Origin of the sequence: Gracilibacillus lacisalsi DSM 19029, from assembly GCF_000377765.1 — a bacterium.
GTDB lineage: Bacteria > Bacillota > Bacilli > Bacillales > Amphibacillaceae > Gracilibacillus > Gracilibacillus lacisalsi.
The window spans coordinates 86,888-101,646 of the sequence record NZ_KB898670.1; the positions used below are offsets into that span (position 1 = coordinate 86,888).

17 protein-coding genes and 1 riboswitch are annotated in these 14,759 nt (G+C 36.4%); of the genes, 6 read left to right on the forward strand and 11 right to left on the reverse strand.

Annotation, left to right across the window (positions count from 1 at the left end; all coding sequences use genetic code 11):
- The first annotated feature begins 92 nt into the window (after window positions 1-92).
- Complete coding sequence (locus D569_RS0114215) at window positions 93-545, forward strand: GNAT family N-acetyltransferase (protein ID WP_018933105.1); 453 nt, start codon at window positions 93-95, stop codon at window positions 543-545.
- A 53-nt stretch (window positions 546-598) separates the two neighbouring features.
- Here D569_RS0114215 and queE read toward each other — a convergent pair whose 3' ends face one another.
- The 3 genes from queE to queC are packed head-to-tail and all read right to left on the reverse strand — an operon-like array spanning window position 599 to window position 2,455.
- Window positions 599-1,327 (reverse strand): 7-carboxy-7-deazaguanine synthase QueE, encoded by a 729-nt coding sequence (queE, locus tag D569_RS0114220; RefSeq protein ID WP_018933106.1) that lies wholly within the window; start codon window positions 1,325-1,327, stop codon window positions 599-601.
- Window positions 1,320-1,787, reverse strand: a complete 468-nt coding sequence (queD, locus tag D569_RS0114225; RefSeq protein WP_018933107.1) for a 6-carboxytetrahydropterin synthase QueD — start codon at window positions 1,785-1,787, stop codon at window positions 1,320-1,322. The genes queE and queD overlap by 8 nt, the downstream gene beginning before the upstream one ends.
- Complete coding sequence (gene queC, locus D569_RS0114230) at window positions 1,787-2,455, reverse strand: 7-cyano-7-deazaguanine synthase QueC (RefSeq protein WP_018933108.1); 669 nt, start codon at window positions 2,453-2,455, stop codon at window positions 1,787-1,789. The genes queD and queC overlap by 1 nt, the downstream gene beginning before the upstream one ends.
- Window positions 2,456-2,533: 78 nt before the next feature.
- Window positions 2,534-2,578: riboswitch (PreQ1 riboswitch) on the reverse strand.
- 367 nt (window positions 2,579-2,945) lie between these two features.
- On the opposite strand from queC, the gene D569_RS25140 reads away from it, so the two are divergent.
- Window positions 2,946-3,971 carry a pectate lyase gene (locus D569_RS25140; RefSeq protein ID WP_425401991.1) on the forward strand — a complete coding sequence of 342 codons (1,026 nt, stop codon included), beginning with the start codon at window positions 2,946-2,948 and terminating at the stop codon, window positions 3,969-3,971.
- 95 nt (window positions 3,972-4,066) lie between these two features.
- Here D569_RS25140 and D569_RS0114240 read toward each other — a convergent pair whose 3' ends face one another.
- Window positions 4,067-4,864 carry a helix-turn-helix domain-containing protein gene (locus D569_RS0114240; RefSeq protein ID WP_018933110.1) on the reverse strand — a complete coding sequence of 266 codons (798 nt, stop codon included), beginning with the start codon at window positions 4,862-4,864 and terminating at the stop codon, window positions 4,067-4,069.
- A gap of 311 nt (window positions 4,865-5,175) precedes the next feature.
- Between D569_RS0114240 and guaC the strand changes: the two genes are divergently transcribed.
- Together guaC and D569_RS0114250 are read left to right on the forward strand one after the other, a co-directional pair.
- On the forward strand, window positions 5,176-6,150 hold the full coding sequence (guaC, locus tag D569_RS0114245) for a GMP reductase (protein ID WP_018933111.1): 975 nt from the start codon (window positions 5,176-5,178) through the stop codon (window positions 6,148-6,150).
- Between the two features lie 129 nt (window positions 6,151-6,279).
- A complete protein-coding gene (locus D569_RS0114250; RefSeq protein WP_018933112.1) occupies window positions 6,280-6,807 on the forward strand; it encodes a CueP family metal-binding protein in 528 nt (175 codons plus the stop codon).
- Window positions 6,808-6,822: 15 nt separating this feature from the next.
- On the opposite strand, the gene D569_RS0114255 is transcribed toward D569_RS0114250, so the two are convergent.
- From D569_RS0114255 to D569_RS0114265, 3 genes are read right to left on the reverse strand one after another with little or no spacing between them, the layout of a single operon-like run.
- Window positions 6,823-7,500: a DUF2306 domain-containing protein gene (locus D569_RS0114255; RefSeq protein WP_018933113.1), complete on the reverse strand. Its 678-nt coding sequence runs from the start codon at window positions 7,498-7,500 to the stop codon at window positions 6,823-6,825.
- 4 nt (window positions 7,501-7,504) lie between these two features.
- Complete coding sequence (locus D569_RS0114260; protein WP_018933114.1) at window positions 7,505-8,440, reverse strand: SDR family NAD(P)-dependent oxidoreductase; 936 nt, start codon at window positions 8,438-8,440, stop codon at window positions 7,505-7,507.
- A gap of 46 nt (window positions 8,441-8,486) precedes the next feature.
- Window positions 8,487-9,062, reverse strand: coding sequence for a TetR/AcrR family transcriptional regulator (locus D569_RS0114265; protein WP_018933115.1), 576 nt, complete (start codon window positions 9,060-9,062; stop codon window positions 8,487-8,489).
- Window positions 9,063-9,283: 221 nt separating this feature from the next.
- On the opposite strand from D569_RS0114265, the gene D569_RS0114270 reads away from it, so the two are divergent.
- Window positions 9,284-9,886: a PilZ domain-containing protein gene (locus tag D569_RS0114270; protein ID WP_018933116.1), complete on the forward strand. Its 603-nt coding sequence runs from the start codon at window positions 9,284-9,286 to the stop codon at window positions 9,884-9,886.
- 41 nt (window positions 9,887-9,927) lie between these two features.
- Here the strand turns inward: D569_RS0114270 and copZ are convergent, their stop codons facing one another.
- The 4 genes from copZ to D569_RS0114290 all read right to left on the reverse strand — a co-directional run bounded on the left by copZ (window position 9,928) and on the right by D569_RS0114290 (window position 13,716).
- Window positions 9,928-10,134 (reverse strand): copper chaperone CopZ, encoded by a 207-nt coding sequence (gene copZ / locus D569_RS0114275; protein WP_018933117.1) that lies wholly within the window; start codon window positions 10,132-10,134, stop codon window positions 9,928-9,930.
- Window positions 10,135-10,155: 21 nt separating this feature from the next.
- Window positions 10,156-12,525: a heavy metal translocating P-type ATPase gene (locus D569_RS0114280; RefSeq protein WP_018933118.1), complete on the reverse strand. Its 2,370-nt coding sequence runs from the start codon at window positions 12,523-12,525 to the stop codon at window positions 10,156-10,158.
- Window positions 12,526-12,542: 17 nt separating this feature from the next.
- Window positions 12,543-12,845 carry a metal-sensing transcriptional repressor gene (locus D569_RS0114285; protein ID WP_018933119.1) on the reverse strand — a complete coding sequence of 101 codons (303 nt, stop codon included), beginning with the start codon at window positions 12,843-12,845 and terminating at the stop codon, window positions 12,543-12,545.
- Between the two features lie 214 nt (window positions 12,846-13,059).
- Window positions 13,060-13,716, reverse strand: a complete 657-nt coding sequence (locus tag D569_RS0114290; RefSeq protein WP_018933120.1) for an SOS response-associated peptidase — start codon at window positions 13,714-13,716, stop codon at window positions 13,060-13,062.
- 234 nt (window positions 13,717-13,950) lie between these two features.
- Here D569_RS0114290 and D569_RS0114295 point away from each other — a divergent pair, with 234 nt between their 5' ends.
- A complete protein-coding gene (locus D569_RS0114295; RefSeq protein WP_018933121.1) occupies window positions 13,951-14,757 on the forward strand; it encodes a VLRF1 family aeRF1-type release factor in 807 nt (268 codons plus the stop codon).
- Window positions 14,758-14,759: the final 2 nt, after the last annotated feature.

Consider the following 14,759-nt stretch of genomic DNA (forward strand, 5'->3'; position numbering starts at 1 on the left):
TAGTTAATCTAGTTTCAATCTATTGTAAAATAAAGGGAGAATAACTTAAAGGATATCTGCTTGATTCCAAGATATTAACAAAGGAGAAGCCTATGGAATTACAAACGAAACGATTAAAAATTATTCCTTGTACAAATGAAACACTATCTTCCATTTCCGCATCTGAAGAATATCAAGTTGGTTCTCATATAACGATGTATTTAGAAGCACTAAAAGAAGACGCATCACTTTTAGGATGGGGGGTATGGTTTGTAATAGATAAAGATAATGACACTGTTATTGGTGATATTGGTTTTAAAGGAAAACCAGATTCAGAAAACACGATTGAAGTAGGTTATGGAATAGTGCCTTCCTTGCAGGGGAAAGGCTGTGCAACGGAAGCAGTTAAGGAAATTATACTTTGGGCGTTTACATCCAATAGTGTAAAAAGAATCACTGCTGAATGCGAAAATAATAATGTTGCATCAATCAGAGTATTAGAAAAATTAGGCTTTAATAGATTAGATTCAGAAAAAAATATGTTGAAATGGCTATTGGAGAGATAAATTGGAATCTTACTAACAAAAACGTGCATAGAATTGCACGCCTTTGTTGGTTTTCACACACCTCTTTTATTCCCCCATACCAAAGTATGGATTTGTGGTAACACACGGACATCGTTTAAAGCACTGGAGTTCATAACCTGCTCTATTAACCACTCATATTTTGTTAATAAATGACTCGCTAATTCGTTCGGTGCTACTGCTTCTAAATTATCATTCCCTACCTGTACGAAAAAAGGAACCTCTGGATACCTATTATGAACATTAGTTGCATAATCCAAGTCATTGTCATCAAAAATAACCACTTTTATACTTGTATGCTGAAGACGACCGTGCTTTTCTAGTTGGGCTAAAATGTCATCCAACATCGGCCAATTGGTTTTCATCATGGAGCTTGGTGGTTTTGGAGATATCGTTAAGTCGTCTACTTCCACAAACCAGTCCTGCCAACGACTCCCCTGCGTTTCCAATGCTACTTCCATATTGTTCGAGTGTAACAAGTCTATTAATTCACCTACATGTTTAAGGAGTGCTGGATTCCCACCTGAAATCGTGACATGATCAAACTGATCACCACCAATTTCTTTTAATCGATTGAAAATTTCCTCACTAGTCATCTTGACAATATCTTCTTTGGCACTGCCATCCCAAGTAAAAGCAGAATCACACCATGCACAGCTGTAATCACAGCCGGCAGTACGAACAAACATTGTCTTACGGCCAATTACCATGCCTTCTCCTTGGATAGTTGGACCGAATATTTCCAATACAGGGAGTTTATTCACTGATCATCCATTCCCTTCTTGCTTCCGCATAGCTAGTTGGCGTTTCAAATAAACGGACAAACTCTACCCGACATTGATTTGGTAAATCCTGTACTGCTTCTTCCATCTTCTCAAAAATCCAAACAACCATATTTTCTGCTGTCGTGTTCATCTTTGGTAATGTTTCGTTTAAATAACGATGATCGAGATGGATTTCAATTTTTTCTTTCCAGATTTGTTTGATATCGCCAAAGTCCATGACAATTCCAATGTCATCGACAAAGCCACTAATACCAAATACTACTTTATAAGTGTGTCCATGCAGATTTTTGCATTTTCCTTCATAACAATGAAGGTGATGGGCTGCATCAAAGGTGAACTCTTTACTTACCATGACACGTTTCTGGTGATATTTTAATTGATCGCGTTTAATGTCCTGATCTATTTTTTGTAAATCATCGACAATTCGAAAGCCGTACATTATTGATTCACTCCATTACGTTTTGCTAAATAGGTGTCTAATCCTTTTTGTCTTAAATGACAAGCTGGGCATTCTCCACACCCTGTACCTCTAACCCCGTTGTAACAGGTTAATGTGTTTTCTCTGATATAATCAAAAGCTCCTAATTGGTCTGCTAATTCCCATGTTTCTGCCTTATCGAGCCACATTAATGGCGTATGGACGACAAAATCATCATCCATTGATAAATTCAAAGTAACATTTAATGATTTGATAAAAATATCTCGGCAATCGGGATAACCGCTAAAATCTGTTTCACATACACCTGTAATAATATGTTTCGCATCTATTTGTTTTGCTAGAATCGTTGCGAAGGATAAAAATAAAAGATTTCTTCCCGGAACAAACGTATTGGGAAGCTCACCATCTTCTCCATCCGCAACTTCAATATCATCTCTTGTCAAAGCATTTGGTGCCAATTGATTTAACAATGACATATCCAAAATATGATGTTTAAGGCCTTGCTCAGCTGCAATTTCTTTCGCTACCTCAATTTCCGCTTGGTGACGCTGATTATAATCAAAAGTTACTAATTCCACATGGTCGAACTTTTCTAACGCCCAAAAAAGGCATGTCGTACTATCTTGACCACCACTAAAGACAACCACTGCTCGATTATTTTTATCCATAAAAAAATTCCCCTTTCACATTGAAAAAGAGAATTCTATACACCCAAAAACAAAAATCATACCTAAGGCACGGCATGATTATCCTTAGTTTTTTATAGAGGGTGTAGCTAGAACCTCTCCTGCTTAAATCGCAGACTTATATGTTATTTTAAGCACAATTTGTAGTATAGCATATTTTCCTAGACAAAAGGAAGTCAAATAAAAGAATAATTAATTACTACTATCTTTATCACTTATAGTAAATAATCAGATTACAATTGGTGAGTACTAAATGATTTTACATTTTTTTCTTGAAAAGTATAATCACACCTGTATATAATAGTGATGTAGTGTATTGGCCAATCATTACAATTAACTAGGAATAGATTTTTAACACATTCACCAAAAATATGGAAGGATGTAAAAATTGAATACTAAATTCACATTTTTGTTAGCGCTTACTTTATTGGTAGTTGGTCTATTTTCAGTAGAAAATGTCGATGCTGCTAGTTTGGATGCTAGTAAAAGTTACAAGATCATCAATAGATTCAGTGGTAAAGCATTAGAGGTTTACGAATGGTCTATGTCTGATGGCGGTAATGTGGTGCAATATGATGACCTTGAAGGAATGAATCAACAGTGGAGAATTATTGATGTCGGAGAGGGTTATCATAAAATTGTCAACATCAATAGTAGTAAAGCTCTAGAAGTATACGAATGGTCTACAAGCAATGGTGCTAACGTAGCTCAATGGTCTGATTGGAATGGTACAAGTCAACAATGGGATATCGTTGATCTCGGCAATGGTTACTACAAGATTCTAAACAGGCATAGTGGCAAGGCATTAGAAGTATTTGATTGGTCCAGCGAGAATGGAGCAAACATTGTCCAATGGGATGATTTAGGAGGAGAAAATCAACAATGGCAAATCATCGAGGTTCCACCAGCTGACACTATTACAGTGAATGAAACGATAGTCATCTCAGAAGGAGAAACATTTGATGGTGAAGGCAAAAGATATGTAGCTAATCCAGATACGTTAGGTGATGGAAGTCAATCAGAAAGTCAACAATCTGTGTTTAGATTGGAAGATGGAGCCACTCTTAAAAATGTCGTATTGGGTCATCCTGCAGCAGACGGCGTTCACACCTATGGTGATGCATTAGTCGAAAATGTAGTTTGGGAAGATGTTGGTGAAGATGCTTTAACAATTAAAGATGAAGGACATGTAACTGTACGTGGTGGTTTAGCTCAAAATGGTGAAGATAAAGTTTTTCAAGTTAATGCACCTTCCACTTTTGAAATTATTAATTTCACTGCAGATAATGCGGGTAAAATGATACGTCAAAATGGTGGTACTACCTTTAAAACAAGTATATTTATTGAAGGTAGTGTTATTACCAATATGAATGAAGCGATTTTCAGAACAGACAGTAGTTCCAGTGAAGTAACCATGACGAACACCAGATATTCTGATGTCGGTTACAAGTGGTACAATGTACAAAATGTCTCTGAAAGCAATAACTTTGAATTTTAAATGAGTAAAGTGCGTTTAACTTGAAAAATATTAGTTAAACGCACTTTTTTCTGTGAGAAGTCTTCCAAATAGCTCAAGATTTAGCTGTGAGTTTCTTATATATTGCCCTCACCTATTCCAATATTGGATGATATATACTGCTGCATTAATACAGCTATAGAAATAAGAACTGGTGGGTCATCTATTCTAGGTGGGCGTAAGGTGACGTTTAGCTGTGGCGTTTCATGATGAGGTTGAACAATAACGGGTTCTTCTAGTTTAGCTCTAAGTGTCGACTCTGTTAATAATATTTCGGAACTATTCATTCCGGTATTCACCGTAGTAGAAAGTAAATAGTAGGTACCTGCTTTTACATTTTCAAATGCAAACTCCCCTTCTGTTTCAAGAATAGTCCCGTACAAAGGCAAACCTTCCGGGATAGGCTTAGAAAATAAACCTAATAATATAATACCATTTATCTCTGAAGGTGATGTAATCTTTCCCCGAACAGTTTGAGATATATTTCTATAGCGATTAAAAGCTTTAGTGCGTTTTAATTGAATTTGCTGAAGGTGTTGCGTGACACTCGATTCCGATTGACGAAAAACAGAGGGTGACACTCCTACCTTTTGTGTAAATCGGGTGGTAAAAGTACCAAGGCTATGTTGCCCAATCTCCATTCCTATATCTCTTATCGTTAAATCTGTATGGATCAGTAGTTCTTTGGCTCTTTGTAGTCGAAGTGCTGATAAATAGTAGTGTGGTGGCAGACCGATTTGATCTTTGAATATTCTAGAGAAGTGATAGGGACTGTAAGCAACATGCTTTGCTACTTGTTGAAGTGTGATTTCTTCATGTAAATTTGCTTTGATATATTTAATAGCTGCTTCAACTTCAGGAGAGTTATGTACCATGAAAACACCTCATGACTGTTTTCTATCATTTTACTAAATCTACGGAAATGAATCTACTATAATTAATATCTGTTATGAAAAAAGTACAATGACAGACGTAGCTTAGTACGGTCACTATTGGGGTTTTATGGCCACTTTTAATCTTTTTATGGCCACTTTCCGATTATGTAAACAAAAAATATACTCTTATTTGATTACTAGCAAGTAAAAACGACATTATCATTGACAAAATTCTTTATCTATATTATATTACCTAAGGCGAATGATTATGAATAACCCATTAAAAATGTTCGTCTTTAGGAGTGAGATAAATGGAAAATGTATTTGATTATGAAGATATTCAACTAATTCCTGCAAAATGTATCGTAAAAAGCCGTAGTGAATGTGATACGTCGATTCAATTCGGAAAGCATAGATTCCGCCTGCCAGTTGTTCCTGCTAATATGCAGACAATTATTGATGAAAAAATTGCTACTTTTTTAGCAGAGCGTAATTATTTTTATGTGATGCACCGTTTTGAACCTGAAACGAGAAAAGATTTTATTAAATCCATGAGGGAAAAGAACTTAATCGCTTCCATTAGTGTTGGGGTGAAGGATGAAGAATATAGCTTTATTGAAGAACTTGCCGATGAGAAAATTGTTCCGGATTACATTACAATTGACATCGCACACGGACACTCTGATGCTGTAATCGAAATGATTCAGCACATTAAAAAGCATTTACCTGACAGTTTTGTAATTGCTGGTAATGTTGGTACACCAGAAGCTGTTCGTGAATTAGAAAACGCTGGTGCGGATGCAACTAAAGTTGGTATTGGCCCTGGTAAAGTGTGTATAACAAAGGTAAAAACAGGTTTTGGTACTGGTGGATGGCAGCTTGCTGCTTTAAGATGGTGTGCAAAAGCTGCAACGAAACCAATCATTGCTGATGGTGGTATTCGTACACACGGAGATATCGCCAAGTCAATTCGTTTTGGAGCATCTATGGTAATGATTGGCTCTCTTTTTGCCGGCCATGAGGAATCACCAGGTACGACGGTAGAACATGATGGTAAACTGTACAAAGAATACTTCGGTTCTGCCTCTGAATATCAAAAAGGTGAAAAGAAAAATGTAGAAGGTAAAAAAATGTATGTGGAGCATAAAGGAGCTTTACAAGATACATTAACTGAAATGGAACAAGACCTGCAATCCTCTATCTCATACGCAGGCGGGAAAACATTAAACGCAATTCGCACCGTTGATTATGTCGTAGTGAAAAACTCAATTTTTAATGGAGATTAACACGAGAGCACACCTATTAACTTAGGTGTGCTTTTTTGCCGAAATTGTGTCAACAATCAGCAAAGGATACTGCAATTTCATGTAAAGTGTTATAATAATTTTAGTAATATTTCAGAGGAGTCGATATCAATGAAAGTAAGATCAATATTATCATTGCTACTAATCATATTATTATTTGTCGGCTGTAGTAATGATGAAGAACAGCAAGCAGATACATTATCTACAGAAGAATTAAAAGATCTCGTCCATCAATATAGTATCGATGAAAAAGATGCCGAATCGGCTTCTATTACTTCTACAGATTTAATCATTGCCGAAAAGAATGGTAATGAAACAAGCTATTCTTTACCAGACAATGAGTTTTTTGTTTCGATCGCACCATTTATAAATGAAACACACCCATGTACTAATCATAGTCTTACAGGTTGTCAAGGTGAGTTATCCAACACTTCTTTTGATGTATATATAGAAGATACTGACGGTAATGTTATAGTGGATGAAACGGTTGAATCCTTTGATAATGGATTTATTGATTTATGGTTACCACGAGATAAAAATTATCAAGCAAAGATTAAATATGATGGGAAAATAGCTGAATCAGAAATCTCTACTTTCGAAGATGATGGAACATGTATTACAACCATGCAACTAATGTAAGGTAGCGGTATCTTTTTATATAACTTTTTGATTGAACTTCCTTCCGTAATATACACTGAATCCTATGATCACTGGTGTAATGACAACGGTTGGAGCAAACCATAAGAAAATACTAACCGATTCAATATTCAATAATCGCGGTGCTCCGAAAACAATAAAGGCTGTAATCGTCGAAATGGAACAGGCTAACATACCAATTAAATGTTCGATATACCAATGTCCTTTTTTGCTAGGCTTACGAAGCCAATAAAACAGCTGGCTTCCAGCTACAAACAAGCCGACAGCAGGGAAATAACTTAATAATGGCATATCGATATAAAATCCATAGACACTGATCAAAGCTGAACTCGTGAGCAAAGAAAAGGAAAATGCCAGATCTGCTACATGACGATGAGGCGTTTTTCTTTTTTTAAATTGTAATATCCGTATACCGTACCAGGCTGTTGCGACACTTAGTATCGCAATATAAACAAGAAACCAGGAAAAAGTTTGGTCTCCTAAAGGATCGTAAAAAATCCGGTAAAAACCCATATAACATGCTGAAATAGCCACAACCGCCATCGAATAGGTATACACCCAACCAATTTTACGATGGATTTTTCCACCTTTACGTACGACGATTGGAATCCAAAAAATAAACAATGCCAGAAAACCTGCAATAATATGAGAAATGCGAAACAGTTCAAAAAGCATTTTTTTATTCTTCCCCCTTATAATAGGATAACGTTTGTTTAATTCCTTCTCTGTATGGGGTACGCGGTAGAATACCGATATGCTTTTCATATTTCTCTCCACTTAAAACAACAGGCTCTTCAGTTAAATAAAGCATTTCCACCACTTCTTTCATATCTTTATCAAACAATCCCAGAAAAGAGATAAGTCCTTTTTTTACTGTAAACACCTTTTTCGTAAATCGTTCACCTTCCTTTACTAGTTCGATAATTTCTTTTCCAGATATAACGTCGGTAGCTGGGATATTCCAATGCTGCCCGTACGCATCAGGATGCTGTGCTAACGTAATAATTGCCTTGGCACCATCTGGTGTATAAATATACTCACGTTTCACTTTTGGATTTCCTATAAATATCGCTACTTTATCCTGTCTCACCGACGCAAAAAAATAATGGAGCATTGATTTCTCAGCACCTGGACCATAGAAATCAGGAAAATGAGCAAATAGTGCAGAGACGCCAGAATTTTTGACTATTTCCTCAAGTCGTAGTCGTATCTTACCTTTTTTGGTATGGGGCTGTTTTGGATAGTCTTCGGTAATTTTCTTTCCATTCCCTTCCCCATAAGCATAGATATTATCAACAATCGCTAGTTTGATATTCTGTTCTTTAGCCAATTCAACGACATTAGTCATGATCTTTTCCAGTTTTTGCTCCCACTGAGAATATGGAACATTTAATGCATGAAAAATAACATCTATATCATGTAATTCTTTTTGCAATTCGTATTTATTCTGAGCGTCCCCTGGGCAAACAATTACCCGACCATCATGGCCGAAAATGGTTTGTAGTTTTGCTTCATTACGTGCAAATGCTACTACTTCTATCTCTCTATTTACTAATTCCTTTACAATTGCTTGTCCCATCCCCCCACTTGCTCCTAAAACCATTGCTTTTTTCATCATATCCTCCCTTAATTAACCGTTGTTCAATTAAATCGTAAAAAAATTAACCCATGTATATCATCCCTAAAATCATATCAACATGTGACATTGCCAGCTCCTCTACCTCTTGAAAAGAATGACCGATTCTACAATAATGCGCAACAAATCCATGTAACATTAAAAAGACGGACCAAATTTTTTTAATTTCTATTTGTTGGTTCGTTAATGCCGCAACTGCCTGTGCAAATTGCTGATAGCTTTGTTCAGGTGCATTGGTCGCGTAATGCTGTAATTCCTTGTCATTCATAATAAACATCACTTCATAATGATTAGGATACGTTAATCCAAAACGAATAAATCCCAAAAGCAGCTCTTTTAACTTCTCTTCTCTTGAAAGTTCTAATTTGTCTAACTGTGCTAATTCCTGATTAATCATGGCAAAATCTTGCTCAATCATCGCATAAAATAAATCAGCTTTGTTTTTAAAGTGATAGTAAATCGCTCCATGACTATAACCTAATTCTCTTGCAATCATTCTCATCGAAACAGCCTGAAATCCTTGATCCACAAAGAGCTGATGTGCTACATCGATGATGGCTTCTCTTGAAAGTTCCTGATCCACTGCTTTTCGCGGTGCCATATATATAACCCCTTTTTTTAACCACTGTTCAATTAAATCATATAAAAAATGGAATTGATTGTCAATCCCTTTTTATCTTCTAATTGTGTATTTTATCAAATTATTTCCAATTAAGCTAACATCTGTATATATAAATAATATAGTTTTATTTTCCTATAAATTTTAGAAGGAAATTACTATATGCGTGACGAAATATACTTATGGAACATAGGTAATATGGAATGAAACCAAAATACTTGAATAGTATTTTTATCATAAAAACTAATATAATGGAAAAGGGGGTGTTTCATATTGAACTGATTGTCCTGACTCAAATTATCATATCTATCATTGCTCTAATCGTCACTGTTACTTTCTATTTCAAGCATAAAAAATCGAAAGACCATCTGAAAGAGTCTCGTACTCCAACTAATCCTGAGTTGCTTGAGGCTAACATACGAAATAATTTCCGTATTACCTTACATCATCAACCATGTTTAATTACACTAATTCACTTAGAAAACGCTCAACTATCGCAATTAACGAACAAACAATTTTATGGCTATGTAGATAATATCAGTACTAGCGGCTTAATGTTTTTATGCAATTTTAATTTTCCCGTAAAAGATCGCGTGACGGTCCAATTAAGTATATCGATTAAATCGTACCATTTTACTTTAAACGGGGAGGTTATCCGAAAAGAAGAACATAAGAAAAAGAAACAAATAGCCTATGGTGTACAATTTCATAAAATGTCCGAAAAAGAAAAGATTCGTCTCACTAAAGTATTAAATGAAGTGATGGTCGAAAAAAAGAAAAAGTCAAATATGGTTGGAGTGCGTTAAAAGGGGATACCAATAAATTTGGTTCCCCCTCTTTTTACTCCTTATACTATATCATATCCTTGTTCCTCTACTGCTTCATGCATTGCTTCGATCGTAACATCTGATTCGTCATAGGATACAGATACAGTACCCTCTTCTAAATTTACTTCTGCTTTAGTTACACCCGTTAATTCTTGTAATGCTCCCTCAACAGATGCTTTACAATGACCACATGTCATACCTTGAACTTTTAGAATTGTTTGTGCCATTTGATTCTCTCCTTTTTATTTTTATATTTTTACTCTCTTCAATCGCAAAGAATTTGTTACCACACTTACAGAACTAAACGCCATTGCAGCACCGGCAATCCATGGTGCTAATAAACCAGCTGCCGCAATCGGTATGCCCGCACTATTATAGGCAAATGCCCAGAATAAGTTTTGACGAATATTTCGAATCGTTGCATGACTGAGTTTAATAGCTTTTGGAATCAGCAGTAATTCGCCCCCTAATATCGTCACATCCGCAGCTTCAATCGCCACTTCTGTACCGGTTCCTATCGCAATTCCGATATCCGCAATTGCTAATGCAGGAGCATCATTTATACCATCACCAACCATTGCAACGGTTTTTCCTTGTAACTGGACTTCTTTTACTTTATCTGCTTTCTGTTCTGGTAGTACTTCTGCAAATACCTGATCAATGCCAACTTGTTTCGCGATAGCTTGTGCAGTAGTCTCATTATCGCCAGTTAACATGATCACTTGCAAGTCTTGTGCTTGTAACTGCTGAATGGCTTCAACGGCAGACGGTTTTATTGTATCTGCTACAGCAATCACTCCGCTAAGCTCGCCATCAACAGCAATTAGCATTGCCGTTTTACCTTGTTTTTCATAACTTTTTAATGCATCTTCCTGGTCACTCGTTTGAATATCGTTATCTTGGAGTAATTTCCGATTACCTATGACAAGACTTTTCGCATTTACTTTTGCTTTAATACCATGCCCGGGTATTGCTTCAAATGATTCTGTTTTATCTAATGGAAGCTGCTTCTCTTCTGCATATGTTACAATAGCTTCTGCTAATGGATGCTCGGAATCCTTTTCCGCACTGGCAAGCAATTGTAATGTTTCCTCATCACCACTGAAATCGGTCACTTCCGGCTTTCCTTTTGTCAATGTACCGGTTTTATCAAAGATAATCGCGTCTAATTGATGCGTTTTTTCTAAATGTTCTCCACCTTTAAACAAAATACCTGATTCGGCTGCTTTTCCTGTTCCAACCATAATCGATGTTGGTGTAGCAAGCCCTAATGCACATGGACAGGCGATTACTAGTACCGCTATCGTCGCAACTAATGATGCTTCGATATTACCAGGCGATACGAATGTAATCCAGATTAAAAAAGTGACGATCGCAATACCTACCACTATTTGTACAAAATAGCCTGAAATTACATCTGCCAGACGTTGGATTGGTGCTTTTGACCCTTGAGCATCTTCAACGACTTTAATAATCGAAGCCAATGCGGTATCTTTCCCCACCTTGGTCGCTTTCATTGTTATCGAACCATTTTTATTGATCGTTGAACCAATGATTGTATCATCGATCGTTTTCTCAATCGGGATTGACTCCCCGGTTATCATCGATTCATCTACTGCAGTCTGACCATCGATAACAATACCGTCTACAGGTATTTTTTCACCAGGTTTTACGATTAACTGATCACCCACTTCGACCTGTTCGATGGGAATCATCACTTCTTTGTTGTCACGAAACACTCTTGCTTCCTTAGCTTGTAAATGAAGTAATTTTGAAATTGCCATTGTTGTTTTACTTTTCGCAGCAACTTCTAGATATTTACCAAAAAGAATCAGTGTTATAATGACAGCACTTGTCTCAAAATATAAATGAGGCATGCTACTCATCAACATTTCATATACACTGTAAAAGTAAGCAGCACTTGTACCTAGCGCAACCAGTACATCCATGTTCGCCGTTTTGTTCCTTAGGTTCTTATACGCACCTCGGTAAAACTGCCAACCTATAATGAATTGAACAGGTGTAGCCAAAGCAAATTGGAACCATGGATTCAAAAGTATAGCAGGTATGCTGATATTAAATAAATGCACTAGCATTGTTGCAAAAAGTGGTAAAGTCAATATTACAGAAATAATTAACTTATGCTTCATTTTTTGAAGTTGTTTTTCTTTTTGGGAGTCTTGTTCCCGATTATCCGCCTTTCTTTTTGCATCATACCCTAGTTTCTGAATTCGACCGATCATGTCTCTTTCCTCAATAAAGGAAGGGTTGTATTCAACAGACGCACTTTCCGTGGCCAGATTAACTGTTGCTTTTTGAATACCTGGTTGTTTGTTTAAAACTTTTTCGATACGATTGGAGCAAGCAGCACATGTCATACCGTGTACATCCAAATCAATCCGTTCTGTCTGAACGCCATAACCAAGCTTTTCAATTTTTGCTTGGATGTCCTCCACTTGAACATTATCAGGATCATAAGAAACACTTGCTTTTTCTGTTGTTAAGTTTACCTGTGCGTCCACCCCATTCATTTTGTTTAATACTTTTTCAATACGATTGGAGCAGGCAGCACATGTCATGCCAGTAATCCCTAATGTGACTTTTTTGTTTTCACTCATTTGAAGTTCCCCCCCTTTTATTTGGAGAATTGTTTCATGACTTCCATCAGCTCTTCTATCGTTTCATCACCATTTCCTGATAATATAGCGTCACTGACACAGTGTTTGATATGTCTTTCCGTAATGGAATAGCCTACTTTTTTAAGTGCAGCATTAATCGCACTTATTTGCACGAGAACATCTACACAATAACGATCTTCTTCAATCATTTTTTGTATACCCCGAACCTGACCTTCTATTCGTTTTAACCGATTAACGGTAGCTTGAATTTCCTCTTTAGATCTCGGTTTACTTGGATGTTGGTGCAAGGATTCATTCACAATTATCACATCCTTTTCATCTCTTTATTTATACTATACCCCCCTATAGTATAATGTGTCAACATTTTTGTTTAAATAAGAAAAGCGAACCGATGATGACTTATCTTAGGGCGATTCGTGAAGTCGCCTAGTTTTTGAGCGCTCAGAGCTAGACATCTGCGCAAATTTTTACTTTCTTTTCCTAAGAAAAAGAATGTACATTATTTTGTACATTCTAAATAGGTTCTATTAATGATTGATCATTATTTGTTGGATTATTTACTTTTTTAGAAACCGGATAAGCCTTCATAAGAGAAGCATCCAACGGCACTAGCAGAGTTTTTAAGAAAGTTTTATCGTCGATCGTTGGGTCGATCCAATTACCTTGATCTTTATCTTGTAAAATAACTGGCATTCGATCATGTATCGATTGCATAAGTCTATTTGGCTTCGTGGTTAAAATTGTACATGAGACGATCTCTTGGTCTCCACTGCTCCAACGATCCCATAAGCCCGCAAAAGTGAAGAGCTGACCATCATTAACCGTAATTCGATATGGTTGCTTATCGTTTTCTTCTCGTTTCCACTCGTAAAAACTATCTGCCACAATTAAGCATCGTCTTCGTGATAATAATCGTTTAAAGGAAGGCTTTTCATCAACTGTTTCACTTCTAGCATTTATCATTTTACTTCCTATTTTAGGATCTTTTGCCCAGCCTGGCACTAGTCCCCATTGAAGATAGCCAGCTTTTCTCCCTTCATTGGTTCCTACGATGGACAGTACTTGTTGCGTTGGTGCTATATTATAACTCGGTTGAAATTCGGTCAGAACGATATCTAGTTCACTTTCCAGAACTTCTATCGATGTATCTAAGGTAAATCTACCACACATTTTAACCACATCCTTTTAAGGTTATATTTCCACTAGTGGGATTCCTTCACTAAAGCGGGGCATTTCCCGGGAAATACGATTAATGCTAGTATACTATTTTAAGCAGTTCTTTATTAGCTATTTACATTCTGTTAGGTATTAATACTCAAATAGTGTGATTGATGTTTAAACATATTCACAGCGGTTAGAGGATAACTAGAAACGATCATACTAAAAAGGAGCGTATAACACTTTATGGATATCAATAAAGAAATCAAAAAGTTGAAAAATGTTTATCTGGAAAAACCACAACGCGTATTTAGTATGTATTTAAACACTGATCCAGCTGATCCTGAACAACAAGGTGGCAAATGGAAGTTACATTTAAAAAATGGTTTAAATAGTTTTGAAAACTACTTACAAATGGACGGAGATAGTGAAGAAAAAAGAAATTATTGGGCCGTTAAAGAAATGGTCGAAAACTATATGCATGAAAATGAACAAAACTTAGCCAAAAGCGTGGTAATATTTGCAACAGGTGATCAGTCGATTTGGTTTGCTGAGAAATTTCAAATGCCCGTTGAAACTGAATTTAGTTGGGAAGAGACACCTAAATTAGATCAGATCAAAAAAATGCTTGATCAGTTCCCAGAAACAGGTATCATCCTAACACAGAAAGAATCCATCAAAGTATTGGACACCGAACTCGGAAACTTAAAAAATACGAAATTGTATCAATTAGATCTTGATACCGAAGATTGGCGTGAACATACCGGACCACATCGAGCCCAGCCATCTATGGGATCTGGCGGAAAAAACACAAAACAAGAACAGTTCGAAGCCCGTTTTGAAGCTAACCGCTATCGTTGGTATAAAAGTATAGCTACAAGCCTCGACAAATTAGCAAAAGATAAAAACTGGAAGAAGATTATAATAGTCGGAAACAAAGAGGAAGCGGAAGATTTGTCTAGTAATATGAATAAAAAAGTAACGAAAGTGATTCCTAAAAATATGTTGGAGCAAGAAAAAATGAAAATTATCAACGAGGCTGTCTTCCACTAAAA